Origin of the sequence: Streptomyces sp. NPDC021224, from assembly GCF_044332905.1 — a bacterium.
In the GTDB taxonomy this organism is placed as follows: Bacteria; Actinomycetota; Actinomycetes; order Streptomycetales; family Streptomycetaceae; genus Actinacidiphila.
In genome coordinates this window covers 174,455-199,828 of the sequence record NZ_JBIRPW010000010.1, presented here as the reverse complement: position 1 = coordinate 199,828, position 25,374 = coordinate 174,455, and the positions used below count along the sequence as shown (strand labels likewise).

At 73.0% G+C, this 25,374-nt stretch carries 15 protein-coding genes; 12 read left to right on the top strand and 3 right to left on the bottom strand.

The annotated features are described in order from the left end of the window. Both gatB and ACH4PY_RS25015 read left to right on the top strand, forming a co-directional pair. The gene (gatB, locus tag ACH4PY_RS25020) at positions 1 to 1,509 is read left to right on the top strand and encodes an Asp-tRNA(Asn)/Glu-tRNA(Gln) amidotransferase subunit GatB (RefSeq protein WP_398186952.1); all 1,509 of its coding nucleotides are present in this window, start codon (positions 1 to 3) and stop codon (positions 1,507 to 1,509) included. Positions 1,510 to 1,746: 237 nt separating this feature from the next. Then, positions 1,747 to 4,041, top strand: a complete 2,295-nt coding sequence (locus tag ACH4PY_RS25015) for an MMPL family transporter (protein ID WP_398186949.1) — start codon at positions 1,747 to 1,749, stop codon at positions 4,039 to 4,041. Here the strand turns inward: ACH4PY_RS25015 and ACH4PY_RS25010 are convergent. Beyond that, the gene (locus ACH4PY_RS25010) at positions 3,930 to 5,675 is read right to left on the bottom strand and encodes a protein kinase (protein WP_398186946.1); all 1,746 of its coding nucleotides are present in this window, start codon (positions 5,673 to 5,675) and stop codon (positions 3,930 to 3,932) included. The genes ACH4PY_RS25015 and ACH4PY_RS25010 overlap by 112 nt on opposite strands. A 280-nt stretch (positions 5,676 to 5,955) precedes the next feature. On the opposite strand from ACH4PY_RS25010, the gene ACH4PY_RS25005 reads away from it, so the two are divergent. Both ACH4PY_RS25005 and ACH4PY_RS25000 read left to right on the top strand, forming a co-directional pair. After that, positions 5,956 to 6,165 (top strand): hypothetical protein, encoded by a 210-nt coding sequence (locus tag ACH4PY_RS25005; protein WP_398186943.1) that lies wholly within the window; start codon positions 5,956 to 5,958, stop codon positions 6,163 to 6,165. A 128-nt stretch (positions 6,166 to 6,293) separates the two neighbouring features. Next, on the top strand, positions 6,294 to 9,326 hold the full coding sequence (locus ACH4PY_RS25000; protein WP_398186940.1) for a BREX system ATP-binding domain-containing protein: 3,033 nt from the start codon (positions 6,294 to 6,296) through the stop codon (positions 9,324 to 9,326). Between the two features lie 446 nt (positions 9,327 to 9,772). Here ACH4PY_RS25000 and ACH4PY_RS24995 read toward each other — a convergent pair whose 3' ends face one another. After that, positions 9,773 to 11,026, bottom strand: a complete 1,254-nt coding sequence (locus ACH4PY_RS24995) for a PQQ-dependent sugar dehydrogenase (RefSeq protein WP_398186938.1) — start codon at positions 11,024 to 11,026, stop codon at positions 9,773 to 9,775. A gap of 110 nt (positions 11,027 to 11,136) precedes the next feature. Here ACH4PY_RS24995 and ACH4PY_RS24990 point away from each other — a divergent pair, with 110 nt between their 5' ends. From ACH4PY_RS24990 to serA, 6 genes are all read left to right on the top strand, one after another. Continuing rightward, positions 11,137 to 12,099, top strand: coding sequence for a 2-hydroxyacid dehydrogenase (locus ACH4PY_RS24990; RefSeq protein ID WP_398186935.1), 963 nt, complete (start codon positions 11,137 to 11,139; stop codon positions 12,097 to 12,099). Positions 12,100 to 12,431: 332 nt separating this feature from the next. Further along, positions 12,432 to 15,281 (top strand): putative bifunctional diguanylate cyclase/phosphodiesterase, encoded by a 2,850-nt coding sequence (locus ACH4PY_RS24985; RefSeq protein ID WP_398186932.1) that lies wholly within the window; start codon positions 12,432 to 12,434, stop codon positions 15,279 to 15,281. Between the two features lie 219 nt (positions 15,282 to 15,500). Further along, a complete protein-coding gene (locus ACH4PY_RS24980) occupies positions 15,501 to 17,375 on the top strand; it encodes an acetolactate synthase large subunit (RefSeq protein WP_398186929.1) in 1,875 nt (624 codons plus the stop codon). 35 nt (positions 17,376 to 17,410) lie between these two features. Next, positions 17,411 to 17,938 carry an acetolactate synthase small subunit gene (gene ilvN / locus ACH4PY_RS24975; RefSeq protein WP_398186926.1) on the top strand — a complete coding sequence of 176 codons (528 nt, stop codon included), beginning with the start codon at positions 17,411 to 17,413 and terminating at the stop codon, positions 17,936 to 17,938. Positions 17,939 to 18,047: 109 nt separating this feature from the next. Then, positions 18,048 to 19,046 (top strand): ketol-acid reductoisomerase, encoded by a 999-nt coding sequence (gene ilvC / locus ACH4PY_RS24970; RefSeq protein WP_398186923.1) that lies wholly within the window; start codon positions 18,048 to 18,050, stop codon positions 19,044 to 19,046. A 306-nt stretch (positions 19,047 to 19,352) separates the two neighbouring features. Further along, a complete protein-coding gene (gene serA, locus ACH4PY_RS24965; protein WP_031523231.1) occupies positions 19,353 to 20,945 on the top strand; it encodes a phosphoglycerate dehydrogenase in 1,593 nt (530 codons plus the stop codon). Between the two features lie 72 nt (positions 20,946 to 21,017). Here serA and ACH4PY_RS24960 read toward each other — a convergent pair whose 3' ends face one another. Further along, a complete protein-coding gene (locus tag ACH4PY_RS24960; protein WP_398186920.1) occupies positions 21,018 to 22,202 on the bottom strand; it encodes a PucR family transcriptional regulator in 1,185 nt (394 codons plus the stop codon). Positions 22,203 to 22,338: 136 nt separating this feature from the next. Here ACH4PY_RS24960 and ACH4PY_RS24955 point away from each other — a divergent pair, with 136 nt between their 5' ends. Continuing rightward, positions 22,339 to 23,274, top strand: a complete 936-nt coding sequence (locus ACH4PY_RS24955) for a proline dehydrogenase family protein (protein WP_398186917.1) — start codon at positions 22,339 to 22,341, stop codon at positions 23,272 to 23,274. Between the two features lie 29 nt (positions 23,275 to 23,303). After that, positions 23,304 to 24,944: an L-glutamate gamma-semialdehyde dehydrogenase gene (pruA, locus tag ACH4PY_RS24950; protein ID WP_398186914.1), complete on the top strand. Its 1,641-nt coding sequence runs from the start codon at positions 23,304 to 23,306 to the stop codon at positions 24,942 to 24,944. Positions 24,945 to 25,374: the final 430 nt, after the last annotated feature.

Below are 25,374 nucleotides of genomic sequence, written 5' to 3'. Positions count from 1 at the left end.
GTGACCGTCACGGAACTGCTGTCCTACGAGGACGCGCTCGCGGCCTACGACCCGGTGATGGGCCTGGAGGTCCATGTCGAGCTGGGCACCAGGACGAAGATGTTCTGCGGCTGCTCCACCGCGCTGGGCGCCGAGCCCAACTCGCAGGTCTGCCCGACCTGCCTGGGCCTGCCCGGCTCGCTGCCGGTCGTGAACGAGACCGGCGTCGAGTCGGCCATCAAGATCGGCCTCGCGCTCAACTGCTCCATCGCCGAGTGGTGCCGCTTCGCCCGGAAGAACTACTTCTACCCGGACATGCCGAAGAACTTCCAGACGTCGCAGTACGACGAGCCCATCGCGTACGACGGCTACCTGGACGTCCAGCTGGAGGACGGCGAGGTCTTCCGGGTGCTGATCGAGCGCGCCCACATGGAGGAGGACACCGGCAAGTCCACCCACGTCGGCGGTGCCACCGGGCGTATCCACGGCGCCTCGCACTCGCTGCTGGACTACAACCGGGCCGGCATCCCGCTCATCGAGATCGTCACCAAGCCGATCGAGGGCGCGGGCGACCGCGCCCCCGAGGTGGCCCGCGCGTACGTCGCGGAGCTGCGCGAGCTGATCAAGGCGCTCGGGGTGAGCGAGGCCCGTATGGAGATGGGCCAGATGCGCTGCGACGTCAACCTGTCGCTGCGCCCGCGCGGCGAGCAGAAGTTCGGCACCCGCAGCGAGACCAAGAACGTCAACTCGCTGCGCAGCGTCGAGCGCGCCGCCCGGTTCGAGATCCAGCGGCACGCCGCGGTGCTCACCTCCGGCGGCACGATCGTGCAGGAGACCCGGCACTTCCACGAGGAGGACGGCTCGACGACCTCCGGGCGCATCAAGGAGGAGGCGGAGGACTACCGCTACTTCCCCGAGCCCGACCTGGTGCCGGTCGCCCCGTCCCGCGAGTGGGTCGAGGAGCTGCGCGCCGGGCTTCCGGAGCTGCCGCGGCTGCGCCGCAAGCGGCTCCAGGAGGACTGGGGCATCGCCGACCACGAGATGCAGTCGGTGCTCAACGCCGGGGCGCTCGACCTGATCCTCGCCACGATCGCGGAGGGCGCGGACTCCGCGGCCGCCCGCAAGTGGTGGATGGGCGAGCTGGCCCGGCACGCCAACGAGTCGGGCACCGAGCTGGCCGCGGTGCCGATCACCCCGGCGCAGGTCGCCCGGGTCGCGGCGCTCGTCGCCGCGGGCGACCTCAACGACAAGCTGGCCCGCCAGGTCATCGAGGGCGTGCTCGCGGGCGAGGGCGGCCCGGACGAGGTCGTCGACAGGCGCGGTCTGAAGGTCGTCTCGGACGAGGGCGCGCTCGGCAAGGCCGTGGACGACGCGATCGCGGCGAACGCCGCCATCGCCGACAAGATCCGCGGCGGCAACCTCGCGGCGGCCGGTGCGCTCATCGGCGCGGTCATGAAGGCCACCCGGGGCCAGGCGGACGCCAAGCGGGTCCGTGAACTGGTCCTGGAGAAGCTGGGCGTCCAGGGCTGACGAACACGCGGCGCCGCACGGAGCATTGCGCGAAGCAATGCACGGAGCATTGCGTGAAGCGCCGCACGGAGCACCGCACGGAGGACGGCACCCCACCCGGGGTGCCGTCCTCCGGCGTTTTCCGGTGTATTCCTTATCCGGCTTTTACCGCTTGTGAGGAAGGGCACGAAAGTCCCAAAGGATCATTTTCTCCTGTCAGAGTGGGGCGACGTCCGAGCACACAGGAGCAGCTGGTTCATGGCCGCACTCGCACGGTGGTGTCTGCGCCGCCGCCTCACCGCCGTGCTGCTGTGGCTCGCGGTCCTCGTCGGCCTCACCGCCGCCGCGGGCGTCGCGGGTTCGGCGTACTCCCGGCACTACGAGGCCCCCGGCACCGAGTCGGGGCACGCCACCGCGCTGCTGCGCGAGGCCTTCCCCGGGCAGGCGGGCGACAGCGACACCATCGTCTGGCACACCGCGCACGGCGCCGTGACCGACTCCGGCGTTCGGCAGACCATGACCTCGGTCCTGGACCGGGCCCGCCATCTGCCCGGTGTCGCCTCCGTTGACAGCCCCTACGCCGCCGACGGAAAGACGCAGATCAGCGCCGACGGACGGACCGCCTACGCCGTCGTCGGCTTCGCCGCGGACGCCGACGCGATACCGCGCGGCCAGGCCCAGGCCCTGGTGGACACCGCCACCGCCGCCCGGCACGGCGACCTCCAGGTGGAGCTGGGCGGCCAGGCGGTCGGCAGCACCGAGAGCGCGGGTGCGCACCTCAGCGAGATCGTCGGGATCGGCGCCGCCGCCGTGGTGCTGCTGGTCGCCTTCGGCTCCTTCGCCGCGATGCTGCTGCCCATCGCGACCGCGCTGGTCGGCTGCGGCACCGCCTACATGGCGATCGTGCTGCTCGGCCACGCCATGACCGTCGCCGACTTCGCACCCATGCTGGGCATGCTCATCGGGCTCGGCGTCGGCATCGACTACGCCCTCTTCATCGTCAGCAGACACCGCAGAGGCCTCAAACGCGGCCTGGACGTCGCCGAGGCCGCGCAGCAGGCGGTGGCCACGACCGGACGCGCGGTGGTCTTCGCGGGCGGGACGGTGTGCGTCGCGCTGCTCGGCATGCTGGTGCTGCGGCTGAGCTTCCTCAACGGGGTCGCGGTGGCCGCCGCGCTCACCGTGCTGCTCACCGTCGCCGCGTCCGTCACGCTGCTGCCCGCGCTGCTCGGCTTCATCGGGGAGCGCGCCCTCAGCCGCCGCGAGCGCCGCGCGCTGGCCGAGCACGGCCCGCGTCCCGAGCCGCCCGCGGGATTCGCCGCGCGCTGGTCGGCCTTCGTCGAGCGGCACCCCCGGCTGCTCGGGGTGGCCGCCGCGGTGCTCATGGCCGTCCTGGCGCTGCCCGCGCTCACCCTCCACCTCGGCACCTCCGACCAGGGCAACGGCCCGGCCAAGGCCACCACGCGGCAGGCGTACGACCTGCTGGCGAAGGGCTTCGGGCCGGGCAGCAACGGCCCGCTCACCCTCGTCGCCACCACGGACGGCGCGCAGGCCAGGATCGCCCTGGACCATCTGCCCGAGACGCTGCGCGACACCCCGGGCGTCGCCGCGGTCAGCCCCGTCGAGCTGTCCGGCGGCACCGGCGTCATCACCGTCACCCCCACCAGCGCCCCGCAGGACGGCGCCACCTCGCAGCTCGTGAACCGGCTGCGGCACGACGTCCTGCCCGCCGCCGAGCAGGGCAGCGGGCTGCGCGTCTACGTCGGCGGCCCGACCGCGAGCTACGACGACTTCGCGGACGTCGTGGTCGGCAAGCTGCCGCTGTTCGTCGGCAGCGTCGTCGGCCTCGGCTGCGTGCTGCTGCTGGTCGCCTTCCGCTCGGTCGGCATCCCCGTCAAGGCGGCGGTGATGAACGTCGCAGCGGTCGCGTCGTCCTTCGGTGTCGTCACCGCGGTCTTCCAGTGGGGGTGGGGCGACGAGTGGCTGGGCCTGGGCAGGGCGGGCCCGATCGAGCCCTTCCTGCCGGTGATCATGGTCTCGGTGCTCTTCGGGCTGTCCATGGACTACCAGGTCTTCCTGGTCAGCCGGATGTACGAGGAGTGGCGCGAGACCCGCGACAACTGCCGGGCGGTACGCGTCGGGCTCGCCGAGACCAGCCGCGTCATCACCTCGGCGGCGGTGATCATGATCGCGGTCTTCCTGGCCTTCGTGCTCAGCGGCGACCGGGTCATCGCGATGTTCGGCATCGGCCTGGCCTCCGCCGTCGCGCTCGACGCGTTCGTGCTGCGCACCCTGCTGGTGCCCGCGCTCATGCACGTCCTCGGCGACGCCAACTGGTGGCTGCCCGGCTGGCTGGACCGCAGGCTGCCGCGGATCAGCATCGAGGGCCCCGCCCAGGCGCCCGTCCCGGCCGCGGTGCGGACGGCGCCGGTGCTGGTGTCTCAGGGGATGAGCGTCGGGTCACCCAGCACGGCGGTCGGGCAGTTCCCCTCGTCGTCCGAGACCCACTCCACCCGCAGCCGCAGCACACCGGAGACGTCGAACTTCGGGTGAAACGGCTTCCCGACCGTGGCGTGGTCGCGGAAGATCCGCTTGCCGTCCGCGAAGACGGTGAACGTCTCGCCGGTGTTCGGGCTGTTGTCGTCCAGACCGAGGACGACGTCGAGCGTCCGGTACTTCTTGCCGAGGTTGTACTCGACGAAGCCGTCGAGCCCGGCGGCGTCGCGGTAGCAGTACGACGCGGTCAGCGAGTCCTGGTACTGCACGCCGTCGACGGCCGCGGTCTTGCGCTCCACCGGGAAGAGGCTCTGGTCGGTCGGGGTGAGGTCGGCGAGCGAGGTCTGGTCGGCGCCGGAGGGGTCCGGGGCGTCACCGCCGGTGTCGCCGCCGCCGGAGTCCGTGCTGTCGGTGGGGGCGTCCGCGGGGGTGGTCGCCGGGGCGCTCGTGGGGGTGTCGGCGTCGGGCGCGTGGGAGCCGGGCGCCCCGGTCGTGGCCGGGGGCTGCTTGGCCTCGCCGTCGCTCTTGCCCCCGCCGGCAAGGACGGTGCCGAGCGCCGCCCCACCGCCGACGAGCGCCGCCGCGACGACGGCGACCAGCGTGATCCGCAAGCCCCGCCGCCGGGCCCGCGGCTCCGGGACGGTGGGCGGCAGCACCGGGACCGGTGAGCGGAAGACCGGCTGCGGCGCGTGCACCGGAGGCGGCGGCACCGGCACGGCGGACGGCCCCTGCGGCCCGGGCGGCCCGGCCGGCGGCGGGGGTACGGGCGCGGCCGCGGCCACCTGCGGCTGCTCGGCGCGGGTGGCCGACACGACGGAGGAGCGCAGCTCCCGCACCCACGCGGTGAGCGAGACGGGCCGGGACTCCGGGTCGGCCGCGAAGACGGCCGCGACCCGGGCGGCCTTGTCCGGGCGCAGCGCCGAGAGGGCCGGGAGCGCGAGCAGCGCCGCCCGCAGCGTCTCCGGCACGGTCGCCGGGGACTCGCCGCTCAGCAGGAAGTACGCGATGGCGCCGAAGGCGTAGCGGTCCGTGGCGGGGCTGCGGATGCCGTCGAAGACCTCGGGCGCGGCGAAGCCGGGGGTGAACCACACCTCGGCGGTCTGGTGCTCGGCGGCGAGCTTGCTCAGACCGAAGTCCACCAGGGTCGCCTGGCCGTGCTCGTCGATCATCACATTGCCGGGGGAGAGGTCGCCGTGCACGACCCGGCGGCCGGACGGGGTGGCCGCGCCGCTGTGCAGCCAGTCCAGCACCTCGGCGAGCTGCTCCAGGCAGCGCACCGCCGCGCGGCGCTCCTCCGCCGACTCCAGCGTCCGCTCGGCGCGCCAGTCGCGCAGGTCCAGACCCCGCACATGGTTCATCACCAGGTAGAGCGCCCGGCCGCCGGTCTCCGGTAAGACCCCCGCCGGATGCGCGGACGGGCCCTCGAAATGCTCCCTGATCCCCACCACGCCCGGACGGTGCACGAAGCGCAGCAGCTCGGCCTGCTCCCGCCACTTCGCGCTGACCCGGGCGAACAGCTCCGGGGAGAGGGCCTGCCGGTCGTCGAGCATCTTGACGACGACCGGTTCCGTCGCGCCGCCCAGCTCCAACTCGGCGAGATACAGCACGGCTTCGCCGCCGCGGCCGATCGACCGCCGCAGGCGGTATCTGTCCGGCGCGTCGTCCGGCCCTATGTACGAGGCGGTGTCCACGCACCTCAACTTACCGCCGGGGGTACGCCCCGGGCTGCCCTTCCGGAGGTGCCCGCGACCTTCCGCCACGACGAACGCCGCACCCACGAACGCGCCCTGTACGCCGGTGCCTTAGGCATCCCGCGCGCCGTCGCGGCGTACGGCACGGACCTAAGGACGTGACGGCGCGGGCTAAGGCCCCCGCGGGGCGCAGGTTCGGGCAGGTGCCCGATGTGAGGGGGGTGCCTCACGGACGAAGCTTGAGGCACCGAGAAAGAGATCCCCTTCCAAGGAGAACAAGATGTTCGCGTACGAACTGCACCAGGCCCGCAGGGCCGACCTCACGGAGCAGGCCGACCAGTGGCGCCTCGCCCAGCAGGCCAAGGCGGCCCGGGCCGAGCGCCGCGCGGCGGCCCGCCGCTCCGCCGCGAGACCGGCGGTACGAACCGACCGGGAGTCCGCGGAGAGTCCCACCCCCCACCGTCACCTGCGCCCGCACAGCGCGTCATGACGGCCGCGCCCGTGGAGGCCCCGCCGGGGGCCGGGGCCTCCACCCCGGCCGCCGGAGCGGATCCGGCGGACGAAGCGCACAAAGTATTGGGTGTCGGTACAGCCCCCGGGCGTGACATGCTCGGGGGCGTGCAGACGCAGTCGTTCAGCCCCGTGTTCATCGGCCGGGACACCGAGCTGACGCGGCTGGCCTCGGCGCTGGCGGCGGCGGACACCGGCGAGTCGCAGGCCGTGCTGATCGGCGGTGAGGCCGGGGTCGGAAAGACGCGGCTGACCGAGGAGTTCCTCGCCGCGGCCCGTACCGCGGGAGCGGTCACCGCGCTCGGCGCCTGCGTGGAGATCGGCGCCGAGGGCCTGCCCTTCGCCCCGGTCTCCGGCGCGCTGCGCGACCTCTACCGCCAGCTCGGGCCCGAGCTGACCGCCGCGGCGGCCGGCCAGCAGGCCGAACTCTCCCGGCTGCTCCCGGAGCTGGCGAGCCCGGACAGCGCGCTGCGCGAGGCCTACGACGAGGACGGCCGCGCCCGGCTCTTCGAACTCACCGCCCGCCTGCTGGAACGCCTCGGCGCCGACCGCACGGTCGTCGTGGTCGTCGAGGACCTGCACTGGGCCGACCGCTCCACCCGCGAACTGCTCGCGTACCTCTTCCGTTCGCTCCAGCGCTGCCGGGTGCTGGTCGCGGCCACGTACCGGGCGGACGACATCCACCGCCGGCACCCGCTGCGCCCCTTCCTCGCCGAGACCGACCGGCTGCGCCGCGTCGAGCGCCTGGAGCTGTCGCGCTTCACCCGCGCCGAGGTCCGCAGCCAGCTGACGGCGATCCTGCCGGACGCGCCGGACGAATCGGTCGTCGACCAGGTCTTCACCCGCTCGGACGGCAACCCGTTCTTCGTCGAGGAACTGGCGTGCAGCCTGGGCCTGGGCTGCGCGACGGGCCTGAGCGACTCGCTGCGCGACCTGCTGCTGGTGCGCGTCGAGGCGCTGTCCGAGGACGCCCAGCGGGTCGCGAAGTTCGTCGCCGAGGGCGGCAGCACCGTCGAGTACAAACTGCTCGCCGCCGTCACCGGGCTGTGCGAGGACGATCTGCTGGACGCGCTGCGCACCGCCGTGGGCGCCAACCTCCTGCTGCCCACCGACAGCGGCGAGGGCTACCGCTTCCGCCACTCCCTGGTCCGCGAGGCGGTCGGCGACGACCTGCTGCCCGGCGAGCGCAGCCGGATCAACCGGCGCTACGCACAGGCCGTCGAGGCCGACCCGGCACTGGTGCCCGCCGACGAGCGCGCCGCGCGGCTGGCCAACTACTGGTACGCCGCCCACGACACCGGCCGCGCGCTGCCCGCGGCGCTCGGCGCCGCCGTCGAGGCGCGGCACCGCCACGCCTACGCCGAGCAGTACCGGCTGCTGGAACGCGCGCTCGAACTGTGGGACGACGCGCCCGCGGAGGTACGCGCCGCGCTGCGCCCCACCGACTACGCCGAGGCCTACCCGCCCTGCGACTGCCCCACCGACCAGCCGCTCGACCTCGTCGACCTGCTCGCCGAGATCACCGTCGCCGCCCGGCTCAGCGGTGAGCAGGAGCGCTCCTACACGATGGCCAAGCGGGCCCTGCGGCTCATGGAGCGCCTCGGCAGCCACGATCCGCTGCGCGCCGCCTGGTTCTGGGCGCAGCGCGCCACCGCCACGGAGAACCTGGGCCGCGGCGACGGCTGGGAAGAACTGAACCGGGCCCGCGAACTCGTCCGCGGGCTGCCGCCGTCGGCGACGCACGCCGAGGTGCTGGTGCGGATCGCCGGATGGATCATGGTCCACAAGTCCGGCGCCGAGGGCACCGCCATCGCCGGGCAGGCCGCCGAACTGGCGAAGTCCGCCGGGGCCCGCGACACCGAACTGCACGCCCGCATCACCCTCGGCCTCCTCCAGGCCGACGCCGGTGACGTCGCCGGCGGCATCGCCGTCGTCGAGGAGGTGCGCCGGCAGATCGCCGACTGGGGCGTGCCCCGGCTCATATCCCGCACCTACGGAAACCTGTCCTCCGTCCTGGAGGGCGCCGGCCGCTCCAGCGACGCGGTGCGCGTCAGCCGCGAGGGCCAGGAACGCGTCGCGGGCCACGTCGCCAACGCCACGAACTCCTGGCTGCTCGGCAACGAAGGCGAATCCCTGTTCATGCAGGGCTGCTTCGACCAGGCCGCCGTCAAGCTCGCCGCCGCCCGCCAGGCCCAGAACGTCGAGCGCAGCGTGCAGTGCGCGGGCGTGGAGATGTTCCAGGGCTTCCTCGCGCTCGCCGTCGGCGACACCGAGGCCGCCGTCCGGCACCTCGCCTTCGCCACCGACGGGCTGCGCTACGACACCCAGCCGCAGCACCAGATCCCGCTGCGCGGCCTCGGCCTGCGGCTCGCCGCCGCCCAGGGACGCTACGAGGAGGCGCGGCACCGGCTGCTCGCCGCGATCGACGCCGGATTCCCCAACGGGACCGCCCGCTACGCCTGGCCGCTGCTCGCCGACGGCGCCGCCGCCGAGGCCGACGGGCCGTGGCCGCTCACCGGCGACCCCGCGCGCGGGCACGTCCTGGAACGGATCCGCGCCGCCGCCCGCGAGACCCCGCGGCCCGCGGGCGTCCACAAGGCGTACGCGCTGCGCGTCGAAGCGGAACTCGCCCGCGCGGAAGGACGCCACGAGCCCGACCTGTGGGCCGCCGCGGAAGCTGCTTTCGCGGCGGAGGAACGGCCCCTGGAACTCGCCGCGGTGCGCTACCGGCACGCCGAGGCGCTGCTCGGCCGCGGACCCGACACCCGCGAGGCCGCCGGGTGCCTGCTGGCCCTCGCGTACCAGGCCGCCACCGACGCGGGGGCGAAGCCGCTGGCCGCGGAGGTGGCCGCGCTCGCCGCGCGGGCCCGGCTGCCGCTGGACGCGCCCGCCGCCCCCGCGCCCGCCCCGGCGGAGCCCGCCGACCCGGCGGACGCGCTGGGCCTGACGGCCCGGGAGCGCGACGTGCTCCGGCTCGTCGCGGACGGCCGGACGAACCGGCAGATCGCGGAGGAGCTCTTCATCTCGCCGAAGACGGCGAGTGTGCACGTGTCGAACATCCTGGGCAAGCTCGCCGTCGCCACCCGCGGCGAGGCCGCCGCCCTCGCCCACCGCCTTCACCTCTTCGCTCCCGCGGGGTGAGTGTTTTCCGCCACGGGGGTGCCACTCGCGGTGGCGCCCGCGACCTTCTGCCGGTGGGGGCTTGTCGCGCAGTTCCCCGCGCCCCTGAAAACGCTCGCCCTGCGGGGTAAGAGGGCGCTCATGCCACGCAGGGCAACAAACCGGGGGCGCGGGGAACTGCGAGGTCAGCTCCCACCGGGGGTAAGGCGCACGGCCACGCCAAGTGGCAATCACCCGGGGGCGCGGGGAACTGCGCGCTCAGCCCTCCACCGGGGGTAAGGTGCACGGCCACGCCAAGTGGCAATCACCCGGGGGCGCGGGGGACTGCGCGCTCAGCCCTCCACCGGGGGTAAGGCGCACGGCCACGCCAAGTGGCAATCACCCGGGGGCGCGGGGAACTGCGCGCGCAACCCCCCACCGGCAGAAGGTCGCGGACGCCACCGCAAGTGGCACCCCGGAGCGAAACGCTAAGAGACCGCCACGCGCAAGATGCGGTCGTCGTCCGGCTTGGGCGTCCCACGCCCGTCCGTGTTGCTCGTCGTCACGAGCAACGTGTGGTCGTCGACGGCCACCACCGTCCGCAGCCGCCCGTACGTCTTGACGAAGAACGCCTGCGGCGCGGCCGCCGCCTTCGTCCCGTCGAGCGGGATCCGCCACAGCCGCTCGCCCTTGAGCGAGGCCATCCAGATGCAGCCCGCCGCGTAGGCGATGCCGCTGGGCGAGGCCTCGTCGGTGTGCCACTGCGCGACGGGGTCCACGTATCCGGCGCGGTGCGCGATGCCCTCCACCACGGGCCACCCGTAGTTCTTGCCGGGTTCGATGAGGTTGAGCTCGTCCCAGGTGTCCTGGCCGAACTCGGAGGCCCACAGGTGCCCTTCGGGGTCCCAGGTGAGGCCCTGGACGTTGCGGTGGCCGGGGGAGTAGACGAGGGAGCCGGAGACGGGGTTGTCGGGCGCGGGCTGCCCGTCGGGCGTCATCCGCAGGATCTTGCCGCCGAGCGAGGACATGTCCTGGGCGAGCCCCCGGTTGCCGGTCTCGCCCGTCCCGGCGTAGAGCATGCCGTCGGGTCCGAAGGCGATTCGCCCGCCGTTGTGGATCGAGCCGGTGGGGATGCCGCGCAGGATCGTGTCGGGGGCGCCGAGCTGGTCGCCGGCCGACCGCGTGGGGTCGTACAGCATGCGGGCGATGCGGTTGTCGGAGTCGGTGCTGAAGTACGCGTAGACGAAATGGTCCGTGCCGAAGTCGGGGGAGAGGGCGAGCCCGAGCAGGCCGTTCTCGCCGCCCTGGGTGTGGGTGACGCCGGGGACGGTGCCGGCCAGCGTGCTCGTGCCCTTCTCCGGGTCGACGAGGCTGACCTTCCCGGTGTCGCGCGAGCCCACCAGCAGCGTGCCGTCGGCGAGCTGGGCGACGCCCCAGGGCGCGGCGAGCTTCGTGGCGACCGTGGCGTCGGCCTTGGCGCTGCCGGTGGCGGCCGCGGCGGGCGTGGTCGGCGTGGCGGAGGCGCTCGGCGCGGCGCTGGTGGTCGCGGCGGTGGACGCGGTCGGCGCGCCCTTGGAGTGCGAGGCCGTCGGGGCCTGCAGCCCCGGCGGATTCCCGCCGGAGCACCCCGCGGCCAGCAGCGCGCCCGCTGCCGCCACCGCGGCTCCGCGTACGACCCCGCGCGCGCGCCTGCGACGCCCTGTGCTCACCGTCTGCCCTCGCAAATCGTCCGCCGCGATCATGGTGCCCCCGTCCCGTCCCACCCAAGCACACGGCCGACCGCGCCGCCCGCAGAACGCCGCCACGGGCCGGGGCTCCCGGCGGCCCGGGGGTGTGCCCTAGCCTCCTGACCATGAACGACATCACCCAGGATTCCGCCGCGGGCCGGCGGCCGCAGGTGTGGCTGTCCCTGCCGCCCGAGGAGATCGACGGACTGCCGGACGCCTTCGACTACGTCTACTGGGACGGCACCGGGGACTTCCCCGCCGATCCCGCGCAGGCCGTCTTCTACGTCGTGCCCTATATGAAGGGGGCGACGGCCGGCGCGCTGCCGCACATGACGTCGGTGCGCGTCATCCAGACGCTGAGCGCCGGTGTGGACCACATCACGCCCCACCTGCACCACTTCGCGCCGGGCGTGCGCCTGTGCAACGCGCGCGGGGTGCACGAGGCGAGCACCGCCGAGCTGACGCTCGCCCTGATCCTGGCCTCGCTGCGCGGCATCCCGCGCTTCGTCCGGGGCCAGGACGACGAGAAGTGGTACAGCGGCTTCTACCCCGCGCTGGCCGACCGCCGGGTGCTGATCGTCGGCTACGGCTCGATAGGGTCCGCGGTCGAGGACCGGCTGCTGCCCTTCGAGGTCGAGGTCACCCGGGTCGCGCGCAGCGCCCGGGAGTCCGCGCGGGGGCCCGTGCACGCGCTGGCCGACCTGCCCGCGCTGCTGCCGGACGCCGACGTGGTGGTCCTCACCACCCCGCTGACCGAGCAGACCAGGGGCCTGGCGGGCCCGAAGTTCCTCGCGGCGATGAAGGACGGCGCGCTGCTGGTGAACGTCGCGCGCGGCCCGGTCGTCGACACCGGGGCACTGCTCGCCGAGACCGCGTCGGGGCGGTTGACGGCGGCGCTGGACGTCACCGACCCCGAACCGCTGCCCGCCGGGCACCCGCTGTGGCACGCGCCGGGCGTCCTGATCAGTCCGCACGTGGGCGGCAGCACGTCGGCCTTCCTGCCGCGCGCCCAGCGTTTGATCCGGTCCCAACTGGCCAGGTTCGCAAACGGGGAGGACCTCGCGAACGTCGTCCAGGTGACCGGCTGAGCGAGCCACCCACCGCGGATCGGCACCGGCCGACTGCGGCGGGTGTGCGCCCACCCCCATGTGGTTACGCTCAGTAGAGAGGCCCTATCGCTGAGTGACGATTCTGGTGTATCGTCCGGAGGCGGGGGCGCCGCGTGCGGAGCGGACGACCGCGGCGGAGGAACGACGAGCGAGTGAGGGGGGCGACGGGCGATGGACGGACCGAGGCGGTTCCCCGGCGGGCACACCCAGCGCGCCGCACGATCCGGCCGGCCGCGCGCCGGACGTCCGGTGTGCCCGGCGCACCGGCGGCGCCCCGCGCGCCCGCCGGTCCCGGCGTACGGGACACCGAAGTGACCACCAGCGGCGCGGTCCTCACCCGGACCCCGGCGCGGGCCGGCGGCGGCCTGCTGCCGCAACTCCTGCTGACTCTGGCGTGCGCGGGCTACACCACGGGGGCGGTGCTCGGCTGGGGCACCGGCCAGGTGGCCGCCTTCATGGGCGACTTCGGACTGTCGGCCGCCGCCGCGGCCGCCGCCGTCTCGATGCTGCTGTACGCCCGCAGATGCGCCTCCGGCCACCGGGCCGCCTGGGTGCTCTTCGCGGTGTCCTCGCTGATGGCCGCCCTCGGCAACGCCGTGTGGGGGTGGTACGAGGTGGTGCTCGACCGCCCCGTCCCGCAGACCTCGCCCGCCGACTTCTGCTTCCTGCTCTTCGCGCCGCCCGCCGTGATCGGCCTGCTGGTGCTCGCCAAACGGCCGGTGTCGAAGGCCGGCTGGATCTGTCTGGGCCTGGACACCTGGCTCATCGGCGGCTCGCTGCTCACCCTGTCCTGGAGCCTCGCGCTCGCCCGCGCCGCCACCTACGACGGGCCGAGCACCGCCAAGGTCGCCCTGTCGCTGGCCTACCCGCTGCTGGACATCGTGCTCGTGAGCATGGTCCTGGCCCTGCACTTCCGCCGCTCCGCCGCCAACCGCGCCGCCGTCAACACCGCGCTGGCCGCGCTCGCGCTCACCGTGCTGTGCGACGCGCTGTTCACCTCGCCGCTGCTGCGCGAGCACTACCACTCCGGCCAGATCCTGGACGCCGGCTGGTTCGCCGGCAGCATGCTCATGGCCTACGCGCCCTGGGTCGGCCGCGGCGAACTGCCGCTGCTGCGCCCGAGCGTCACCACCCGCCGGGTGACCGGCTCGCTCGCCGCCCTCACGCCCTACCTGGCGGCGGCCGTCTGCACCCTCGGCATCCTCTACGACATGATCACCGGCGAGAAGTGCGACAAGGTCGTGCTGCTCACCGGCAGCACCGTCGTCCTCGCCCTGGTGGTCCGGCAGGCCATCATGCTGCTGGACAACATCGCGCTGACCCAGGAGCTGGCCCAGAAGGAGAACCACTTCCGCTCCCTGGTCCAGGGGTCGAGCGACGTCATCATGATCGCCGCGCCCACCGGGGTGCTGCGCTACGTCAGCCCCGCCTCGGCCGGTGTCTACGGGCGCGACCCGGAGGAGATGGTCGGCACCGAGCTGTCCGCCCACATCCACCCCGACGACCTCGGCCGGGTCGTGCACGAGGTACGGCGCTTCCTCGCCGCCCCGCCCGGCGAGGAATCCGCGACCCGCATCGAGTGCCGTATCCGGTCCGGCCGCCGCGGCGGCCCGCCCGGCGCCGAGGACGGCTGGCTCAACGTGGAGTCCAGCGTCACCCGCTACCAGGGCGGCCTCATCTTCAACAGCCGGGACGTCACCGAGCGGGTCCGCCTGCAGGCCCAGCTCCAGCACAACGCCTCCCACGACCCGCTCACCGACCTGCCCAACCGCGCCCTGTTCCTGGACCGGGTCGGCAAGGCACTGGCCGGCCGCCGCCCCGGTGACGACCGGGCCGCCGTCCTCTACGTCGACCTCGACGGCTTCAAGGGCGTCAACGACTCCATCGGCCACCAGGCCGGCGACCACCTGCTCACCCAGGCCGCCCGCCGCCTCCAGGGCGCGCTGCGGGCCGGTGACACCGCCGCCCGGCTCGGCGGCGACGAGTTCGCCGTGCTGGTGTGCGGTGCCGACGAGGAGCAGGCCGCCGAGATCGCCGAGCGGCTGCGCGCCGCCCTGTGCGAGCCCTACCGGGTGGACGGCGGCGAGGTGCGCGTCGGCGCAAGCATCGGCATCGCCTTCGGCGAGCCCGGCGGCTCCGCGGGCGAGCTGATGCGCGACGCCGACCTGGCGATGTACCGCGCCAAGCAAGCGGGCAAGGGCCGCGTCGAGGTCTACGCCCCGCAGTTGCGGACCGCCGCCGTACGCCGCACCGAGATGGCCACCCGGCTGCACCAGGCACTGCACGACGGCGAGTTCACGCTGCTGCACCAGCCGGTCGTGGAGCTGGCGGGCGGCCGGATCGCGGCCGTCGAGGCTCAGGCCCGCTGGCGCTCCTCGCAGGGCATCCTCTTCACCCCCGCGGAATTCCTGCAGGCCGCCGAGGACACCGACCGCACCGCCGAGCTGGGCCGCTGGCAGCTGGAGCAGGCGGTCGCGCAGGCCGCGCTGCGGCACGGGGCCGGCCACCGGGTGCCGGTCACCGTCAAGCTGTCCGCGCTGCGGCTGCTGCACCGCGACCTGCCGCCCGGCGCCGTCGAGGGCCTGCTGGAGCGGTACGGGCTGCCCCCAGGCGCCCTGGTCGTGGAGCTGACCGGCGGCGCCCCCGGCGTGGCGCTGGACGAGCTGGAGCGGCGGCTGCGCCAGCTGCGCCGCACCGGCGTGCGGATCGCCCTCGGCGGCTTCGGCACCGGCCACGCGGCGCTCGGCGCGCTGCGCACCCTCCCGGTGGACGCCGTCAAGCTCGACCGGCTCTTCGTCGAGGGCATGGCCGACTCCCCGCGGCTGCGGACGATCACCCGCGGGCTGCTGATGATGGCCACCGACCTGGGGCTGCGTACCGTCGCCGACGGGGTGGACCGGCCGGAGCAGGTGCACGCGCTGCGTGAGATGGGCTGCGGCCAGGGCCAGGGCATGGCCTTCTCCGGGCTGCTGGACGAGCACCGGCTGCGCGGCTCGCTGACCCGCGGCGGATACCCACTGCCGGGTGATCCGGAGCGCCGCGGCGGCCCCGACGGCACCTGCCCCGTATCCCAGGAAACCGCACGTGAGCAGGTTGCGCAGCGCACCGTGCAGCTGCCGTCCTGTCGATCACATAGTGAGACGCGTGTCCCACCCGCTTGACACCCGCCGGGGGTCCGGAGGAAGGTCGAGGCCATGCGCACCCGAATTCTCGTACTTGGAAAGCGCGTCGGCTGACCGAGGCATCACCGCCTCGCACTCGCACCGGCGCGCTCCCCTCGCTTGCCTCACGGCACGAGGGGTTTTTTGTTGTCCGGCGACCGGCCGACGAGCCCACCGCCCCCACTTCACCACCCTCATCTTCGAGAGAAGAGAACGCAGATGACCGAGCAGGCCACCGGGTCCCACCATCCGCAGCCGCGGACCCGCACCGCGGTTCCCGCCGCTGCCCCCGCCGAGCGCATGACGGGTGCGCAGGCGCTCATCCGCTCCCTTGAGGCCGTAGGCGTCGACACCGTGTTCGGCATCCCGGGCGGTGCGATCCTGCCGGCGTACGACCCGCTGATGGACTCCTCCAAGGTCCGCCACGTCCTGGTCCGGCACGAGCAGGGCGCGGGGCACGCGGCCACCGGTTACGCGCAGGCCACCGGCCGGGTCGGGGTGTGCATGGCGACCTCGGGCCCGGGGGCGACCAACCTGGTCACGCCGATCGCCGACGCGCACATGGACTCCGTGCCGATCGTCGCCATCACCGGCCAGGTCGCCTCGAAGTCGATCGGCACCGACGCCTTCCAGGAAGCCGACATCTGCGGCATCACCATGCCGGTCACCAAGCACAACTTCCTGGTGACCGACCCCGCCGACATCCCGCACACCATCGCCGAGGCCTTCCACATCGCGGCCACCGGCCGCCCCGGCCCGGTCCTGGTCGACATCGCCAAGGACGCGCTGCAGAACCAGACGACGTTCTCCTGGCCGCCGCAGCAGGACCTGCCCGGTTACCGCCCGGTGACCAAGCCGCACGCCAAGCAGATCCGCGAGGCCGCCCGGCTGATCAACGAGTCCCGCCGCCCGGTCTTCTACGTCGGCGGCGGTGTCGTCAAGGCGCACGCCACCGCGGAGCTGCGGATCCTGGCCGAGCTGACCGGCGCCCCGGTCACCACGACCCTGATGGCGCTCGGCGCCTTCCCCGACAGCCACCCGCAGCACGTCGGCATGCCCGGTATGCACGGCGACGTCTCGGCGGTCACCGCGCTGCAGAAGTCGGACCTGATCGTCGCGCTCGGCGCCCGCTTCGACGACCGCGTCACCGGCCGGCTGGACACCTTCGCGCCCAACGCCAAGGTCGTGCACGCCGACATCGACCCGGCGGAGATCTCCAAGAACCGGGTCGCGGACGTGCCGATCGTCGGCGACGCCCGCGAGGTGCTGGCCGACCTGATCGTGGCCGTCCAGGCCGAGCACGAGTCCGGCCACAAGGGCGACTACACCGAGTGGTGGAACCACCTGAACTTCTGGCGCAACACCTACCCGCTCGGCTACGACGTCCCCGAGGACGGCAGCCTCGCCCCGCAGCAGGTCATCGAGCGGATCGGGCAGCTCGCCCCGGAGGGCACCCTGTTCGCCGCGGGCGTCGGCCAGCACCAGATGTGGGCCGCGCAGTTCATCAAGTACGAGCAGCCCGGCACCTGGTTCAACTCCGGCGGCGCCGGCACCATGGGCTACGCCGTCCCGGCGGCGATGGGTGCCAAGGCCGGCCGCCCGGACGCCACCGTGTGGGCGATCGACGGCGACGGCTGCTTCCAGATGACCAACCAGGAACTGGTCACCTGCGCGCTCAACGGCATCCCGATCAAGGTCGCCGTCATCAACAACGGCGCGCTGGGCATGGTCCGCCAGTGGCAGAACCTCTTCTACGGCGAGCGCTTCTCCAACACCGTGCTGCACTCCGGTGCCGAGAACGTCCCCGGCTCCACCCAGGGCGTCGGCTCCATCACCAACCGCGGCACCCGCGTCCCGGACTTCGTGAAGCTGGCCGACGCTATGGGCTGCGTGGGCCTGCGCTGCGAGTCCGCCGACGACCTCGACAAGGTCATCGCCGAGGCCAACGCCGTCAACGACCGGCCCGTCGTCGTCGACTTCATCGTCCACGAGGACGCGATGGTCTGGCCCATGGTCGCGGCCGGCACCTCCAACGACGAGATCATGGCCGCCCGGGACGTCCGCCCGGACTTCAGCGACGACCTCGACGACTGACCGCGCGGAAGAGCGAGAGAAGGAAGCACGCAGACATGTCCAAGCACACGCTCTCCGTCCTGGTGGAGAACAAGCCGGGCGTCCTGGCCCGGATCACCGCGCTGTTCTCGCGCCGCGGTTTCAACATCGACTCGCTGGCCGTCGGCACCACCGAGCACCCGGACATCTCCCGGATCACCATCGTCGTCAACGTCATCGACGAACTGCCGCTGGAACAGGTGACGAAGCAGCTCAACAAGCTGGTCAACGTGCTGAAGATCGTCGAGCTGGACCCGGCCGCGGCGGTCGCACGTGAACTCGTCCTGGTGAAGGTGCGCGCCGACAACGAGACGCGCTCCCAGATCGTGGAGATCGTCCAGCTCTTCCGCGCCAAGACCGTGGACGTCTCGCCCGAGGCGGTCACCGTCGAGGCCACCGGATCCGCCGACAAGCTGGAGGCCATGCTCAAGATGCTGGAGCCGTTCGGCATCAAGGAGCTGGTGCAGTCCGGCACCATCGCCATCGGGCGCGGGGCCCGGTCCATCACCGACCGCTCGCTGCGCGCGCTGGACCGTTCGGCGTAACGCCGCACGGCCGCCCGCGCTCGCCGATCCGCATGGCGAGACCCGAAAACCCGTATCCGCCCGCCCGACGTACGGTGGGCCGCACAACCCGAAACAAGGAGAACCCCAAGTGGCCGAGCTGTTCTACGACGACGACGCCGACCTGTCCATCATCCAGGGCCGCAAGGTCGCGGTCATCGGCTACGGCAGCCAGGGCCACGCCCACGCGCTGTCGCTGCGCGACTCGGGTGTGGACGTGCGCGTCGGCCTGCACGAGGGCTCGAAGTCGAAGACGGTTGCCGAGGAGCAGGGCCTGAAGGTGCTGCCGGTCGCCGAGGCCGCCGCCGAGGCCGACGTCATCATGATCCTGGTGCCGGACCCGATCCAGGCGAAGGTCTACGAGGAGTCCATCAAGGACAACCTCAAGGACGGCGACGCCCTCTTCTTCGGTCACGGCCTCAACATCCGCTACGGCTTCATCAAGCCGCCGGCCGGTGTCGACGTGTGCATGGTCGCCCCCAAGGGCCCGGGCCACCTGGTCCGCCGCCAGTACGAGGAAGGCCGCGGCGTGCCGTGCATCGCGGCCGTCGAGCAGGACGCGACGGGCAAGGGCTTCGCCCTCGCGCTGTCGTACGCCAAGGGCATCGGCGGCACCCGCGCCGGCGTCATCAAGACCACCTTCACCGAGGAGACCGAGACCGACCTCTTCGGCGAGCAGGCGGTGCTGTGCGGCGGCACCTCCGCGCTGGTCAAGGCGGGCTTCGAGACCCTGGTCGAGGCCGGTTACCAGCCGGAGATCGCGTACTTCGAGTGCCTGCACGAGCTCAAGCTCATCGTGGACCTGATGTACGAGGGCGGTCTGGAGAAGATGCGCTGGTCGGTCTCCGAGACCGCCGAGTGGGGCGACTACGTCACCGGCCCGCGGATCATCACCGACGCCACCAAGGCGGAGATGAAGAAGGTCCTCGCCGAGATCCAGGACGGCACCTTCGCCAACAACTGGATCGCCGAGTACAACGCCGGCCTGCCGAAGTACAACGAGTACAAGAAGGCCGACGAGGACCACCTGCTGGAGACCACCGGCAGGAAGCTGCGCAAGCTCATGAGCTGGGTGGACGACGAGGCGTAAGGCCTCCCGCGCGGCGGTCCGCCGCGCACCCGGGTTGCGTCGCTCCGTGGCGTCCGCACGGTGCCGTGTGCACCGTGCACAGGTGGCTGACCGCCATCTGGTACGCACTTTGTACGAAGCGACGCAACCCCTCCGGGTGATCCTTCCATTTCGGCAAAGGCGCGGATTCGCCCCGCCGATACACTGCTCTGACAAGCGCGTTCAGGCTCACAGCGTCGTGCGTCTTCCACGCGGCAAGCCCCCCGAAACCTCCCTGGTAGCGGTCGTACGGGACTCGGCCGCCCACGAAGGACAAGTGAGGACCACGTGAGCCAGAAGCCTGTCGTACTCATCGCAGAAGAGCTGTCGCCGGCCACGGTGGACGCGCTCGGGCCGGACTTCGAGATCCGGCACTGCAACGGTGCCGACCGAGCCGAACTGCTTCCCGCCATCGCCGACGTGGACGCGATCCTGATCCGCAGCGCCACCAAGGTGGACGCCGAGGCCATCGCCGCCGCCCGCAAACTCCGTGTCGTCGCCCGGGCCGGTGTCGGCCTGGACAACGTCGACGTCGCCGCCGCCACCAAAGCCGGTGTGATGGTCGTCAACGCGCCGACCTCCAACATCGTCACCGCCGCCGAGCTGGCCTGCGGTCTGCTGATCGCCACCGCCCGCAACATCGCGCCGGCCAACGCCGCGCTGAAGAACGGCGAGTGGAAGCGCAACAAGTACACCGGTGTCGAGCTGAGCGAGAAGACCCTCGGCGTCGTGGGCCTCGGCCGCATCGGCGTCCTGGTGGCCCAGCGCATGTCGGCCTTCGGCATGAACGTCGTCGCGTACGACCCCTACGTGCAGCCCGCGCGCGCCGCCCAGATGGGCGTCAAGCTGCTGACGCTGGACGAGCTGCTGGAACAGTCCGACTTCATCACCGTGCACCTGCCCAAGACGCCGGAGACCCTGGGCCTGATCGGCGACGAGGCGCTGCACAAGGTCAAGCCCTCGGTGCGGATCGTCAACGCCGCCCGCGGCGGCATCGTCGACGAGGAGGCGCTGGCCTCGGCGCTCAAGGAGGGCCGGGTCGCGGGCGCGGGCCTGGACGTCTTCTCCAAGGAGCCGTGCACCGACTCGCCGCTCTTCCAGTTCGACAACGTCGTGGCCACCCCGCACCTGGGCGCCTCCACCGACGAGGCGCAGGAGAAGGCCGGTATCGCCGTCGCGAAGTCGGTGCGCCTGGCGCTCGCCGGCGAGCTGGTCCCGGACGCGGTCAACGTCCAGGGCGGTGTCATCGCCGAGGACGTCAAGCCCGCGCTGCCGCTGGCCGAGAAGCTCGGACGGATCTTCACCGCGCTGGCCGGCGAGGTCGCCGCCCGGCTCGACGTCGAGGTCTACGGCGAGGTCACCCAGCACGACGTCAAGATCCTCGAACTCAGCGCGCTCAAGGGCGTCTTCGAGGACGTCGTCGCCGAGACGGTGAGCTACGTCAACGCGCCGCTGTTCGCGCAGGAGCGCGGTGTCGAGGTGCGCCTGACGACCAGCTCGGAGTCGCCCAACCACCGCAACGTGGTGACCGTGCGCGGCACCCTCGCCGACGGCACCGCGGTCGCGGTGTCCGGCACGCTGGCCGGGCCCAAGCACCTGCAGAAGATCGTCGCGGTCGACGACAACGACGTGGACCTCGCGCTCGCCGACCACATGGCCTTCCTGCGCTACACCGACCGCCCCGGCGTCGTCGGCACCATCGGCCGCATCCTCGGCGAGGTCGGCGTCAACATCGCCGGTATGCAGGTCGCCCGCTCCACCGCAGGCGGCGACGCGCTGGTCGCCCTCACCGTCGACTCGACGATCCCGGCGGGCGTGCTCACCGACATCGCCGGCGAGATCGGCGCCACCTCGGCCCGCGCGGTCAACCTGACCGACTGAGCCCTCCCGTACGACCCGGCGCCGTCCCCCTTCCACCGGGGGGCGGCGCCGGTGCGTTCTGCGGGCCGGGCGTCAGAGCCGGGCGGCCTTGAGCGCCATGTGCAGCAGCAGTCGCGCCTCGCCGTCCGCGAGGTCCAGGCCGGTGAGCTGCTCGATCCGGGAGAGCCGGTAGTACAGCGTCTGCCGGTGGATGGCCAGCGCGGTGGCGGTCCGCCCGGCCTGGCCCGCGTGGTCGAGGAAGACCTCGGCGGTGTGCGCCAGCTCCTGGTGGTCCTCGGTGAGCAGCGGCGCGACCGCGGGGTCCGGCGGCGCCCCCGACGGCAGCGCGGTCAGCAGCCGGTAGGGGCCCAGCGTCGACCACTTCGCGATCGGACCCAGCTCCCCTTGCGCGTTCGCCGCCCGCGCCGCCGACGTGGCCTCGCGCCAGGCTCCGGGCAGCTCGCCGAGCGTGCCGCGCGCCGCGCCGATCCCGGCGACCGCGCCGGGCGAGCCCACCGCGTCCAGCAGCCGGGCCGCGGCGGTACGGGCCGGGCCCAGCACCTGCCGGGACCGCAGCCGCACCAGCAGCGCGACCAGCTCGCCGCGGCCCCGCTCCGGAACCCGGGCCAGTGCCGCGCCCGACGGGATGGTCCGCAGCCCCGGCAGCACGCCCGGCGGCTCCCCGGCGGGCGCGCGCACGCACACCAGCGCGTGCGGCTCGTCCGCGTCGCGGTCCAGGGCCAGCCGCAGCGCGTCCTCCGCGGTGTCCCGGTCGGCGCGGCCGGCGGCGGTCAGCAGTCCGCGCAGCGCCCGCCCGGTCTCGGCCCCGGCCAGCGACATCGCGGCGAGCCGCTCGCCCATCCGGCCGGCCACCGCCATCGCGGCGGACAGCTGCGCGGGGGAGTGCTCGGCCTCGTCCAGCAGCCACACGTAGCCGTAGACGAACCCGGCGTGCCGGACCGGCAGGCACAGCCGGCCGCGCACCACGCCTGCGTCGGGGGCGGCGGGGATCCGGACGGGGCCGGAGGCGCGCGCGATGCCGTACCGCTCGAACCAGGCGCGCACCTCGGCGGTGGAGTGCCGGGTGAGGATGGAGCGGGTGCGGACCGGATCGAGCGCGCCGGCGTCCTCGCTGTCGTGGACCCCGAAGGCGATCAGCCGGAAGTCCCGGTCCTCCAGCGTGGCGGGGGCGCCGAGCAGCGCCGACACCTCGTCGACCAGGTCCTGGAGATCGCTGTGGTCCCCGTACTCAGCTCGCACCCGGCCATTGTCCCTCATACATCTGTATGAGGGACGGCGGGGCGATGCGTGACAGGTGTCGATGGTCCGGCGGGAAGGAGACTTCTAGATTCACGGTGTCGGAGCCTGTCCGCCGACGATTCCGCTGTTTCGGCCGTGTTCTGGAGGACACCCCGTGTTCGGTCCCGTGTTGCTCGCCGCCTCGCGCAGCGACCGTCTGCGCCGCGTCGTCGCCGCCGCGCCGGTCACCCGTCCGGTGGTGGACCGGTTCGTCGCCGGTGACGCCCTGCACCCCGCCCTCGACACCGTGCGCGCCCTCACCGCGAGCGGTCTCGAGGTCACCCTCGACCACCTCGGCGAGGACGTCACCGACCGGGCCACCGCCACCGCGACCCGCGACGCCTACCTGCGGCTGCTGGAGACGCTGCGCGACGAGCGGCTCGGCGACCGCGCCGAGGTGTCGGTCAAGCTCTCCGCCTTCGGCCAGGCGCTCCCCGACGGCGGCCACGACATCGCGCTGGAGAACGTCAGGGCGGTCGCCGAGCTGGCGTCGCAGTCCGGCACCACCGTGACGCTCGACATGGAGGACCACACCACCGTGGACTCCACGCTCGCCGTCCTCGCCGAGCTGCGCAAGGAGCACCCGGGCACCGGCGCGGTCCTCCAGTCGTACCTGTTCCGCACCGAGGAGGACGCCCGCGCGCTCGCCGTCGCCGGCTCCCGGGTGCGGCTGGTCAAGGGCGCCTACAAGGAGCCCGCCCGGGTCGCCTTCCAGAACAAGCGGGACGTCGACAAGGCGTACGTCCGCGCGCTGCGCACGCTCTTCGCCGGCGACGGCTACCCGATGGTCGGCTCGCACGACCCGCGCATGATCGCCATCGCCCAGGAGTTCGCCTCCCGCTACGGCCGCGCCCCCGGCAGTTACGAGTTCCAGATGCTCTACGGCATCCGCACCGCCGAGCAGCGGCGGCTCGCGGACGAAGGGGAGCGTATGCGGATCTACGTGCCGTACGGCGCAGACTGGTACGGCTACTTCATGCGCCGCCTCGCCGAGCGCCCCGCCAACCTGGCCTTCTTCCTGCGCTCCTTCGCCCCCGCCGCCGGCCGCTGACGGCCCGACCCTCCAAGGAGACATCCCCCATGGACGCCGTGACCCAGGTCCCCGCCCCGGTCAACGAGCCGGTGCACACCTACGCCCCCGGCAGCCCCGAGCGGGCCCGGCTGGAGGCCAAGCTCAAGGAGCTGGCCGCGCACCCCGCCGAGCTGCCGATGACCATCGGCGGCACCGAGCGGATGGGCGGCGGCGAGCGCTTCGACGTCGTCCAGCCGCACAACCACGGCCAGGTCCTCGGCAGCTACGCCAACGCCACCGCGCAGGACGCGCGGGACGCGATCGACGCGGCGCTGGCCGCCGCCCCGGCCTGGCGGGCGCTGCCCTTCGACGAGCGCGCCGCGGTCTTCCTGCGCGCCGCCGAGCTGATGTCCGGGCCGTGGCGCGAGACGCTGGTGGCCTCCACCATGCTCGGGCAGTCCAAGACCGTGCAGCAGGCCGAGATCGACAGCCCGTGCGAGCTGGTCGACTTCTGGCGCTTCAACGTCCACTACGCCCGGCAGATCCTCGCCGAGCAGCCGGTCGCCAACGCGCCCGGCGTGTGGAACCGGCTGGACCACCGTCCGCTGGAGGGCTTCGTCTACGCGATCACGCCCTTCAACTTCACCGCCATCGCCGGCAACCTGCCCACCGCGCCCGCCCTCATGGGCAACGTCGTGGTGTGGAAGCCGTCGCCCACCCAGACCCACTCGGCCGTGCAGATCATGCGGGTGCTGCGGGAGGCGGGGCTGCCCGACGGCGTGATCAACCTGGTGACCGGCGACGGCCTGGCCGTCTCCGAGGCCGCGCTGCCGCACCCGATGCTGGCCGGCATCCACTTCACCGGCTCCACGAAGACCTTCCAGCACCTGTGGCGCACGATCGGCGAGAACATCGAGCGCTACCGCTCCTACCCGCGGATCGTCGGCGAGACCGGCGGCAAGGACTTCCTGGTCGCCCACCCCTCGGCCGACCCGGCGGTGCTGAAGACCGCGCTGACCCGCGGCGCCTTCGAGTACCAGGGCCAGAAGTGCTCGGCGACCTCGCGCGCGTACATCCCGCGCTCGATCTGGGAGTCCGGCTTCAAGGAGGACTTCGCCGCCGAGATCGACGGCATCACGATGGGCGACGTCACCGACCTGTCCAACTTCGTCGGCGCCCTCATCGACGAGCGTGCCTTCGCCAAGAACAAGGCCGCCATCGACCGCGCCAAGGCCGACCCGACGATCGAGGTCGTCGCGGGCGGCACGTACGACGACTCGGTGGGCTGGTTCGTCCGCCCGACCGTGCTCGCCTGCACCGACCCGGACAACGAGGTCTTCACGCAGGAGTACTTCGGCCCGGTGCTCGGCGTGTACGTCTACGACGACGGTGCGGACGGCGCCTACGAGGCCATGCTGGACCAGATGGAGTCGGTCGCGGACTACGCGCTGACCGGGTCGGTCGTCGCGCGGGACCGGGCCGCGGTGACGTACACGATGGAGCGGCTGCGGGACGCGGCGGGCAACTTCTACGTCAACGACAAGTCGACCGGCGCGGTCGTCGGCCAGCAGCCCTTCGGCGGCGGCCGGGCGTCGGGCACCAACGACAAGGCGGGCGCCGCGCAGAACCTGATGCGCTGGACGTCCACCCGGGCCATCAAGGAGACCCTGGTGCCGCCCACCGACTACCGCTACCCGCACATGGGCTGACCGGCGCCGCCGCAGGGCGGGCCCCCGGCAGGCGATCACCCGTTCGCGACGGCCGAGTCCGCGAACGGGTGATCGTCTGTCTCAGATAGTAGGAAGTCCGAGTAATTGTGGCGACAGGACGAGCGAGCTGGCCTAGCTTTGTAGGAGCCGAACGTCTCGCCCATCCGGTGAGCGGCGGATGCGTCCAGCAGGCCTTTCGAGCGGGTCACCCCCGCGGCCGGACCCCGCCCCGTTCCGCGTCCTCCACGTCAGTGCCCGCGGCACCTCCGCCCGTTCTTCCTGCTTGCCCCGCTTTCCCCAGGAGTTGATCCCTCATGGACGACACCGCCCGCCAGAACGCCCTGCGCGCCCTGCAGCGCAGCCTGGACCGCCGTGACAACGGCGGCAGCACCGGCCACGAGAGCCACTGAGCCCGCCTCCTTCCACAACC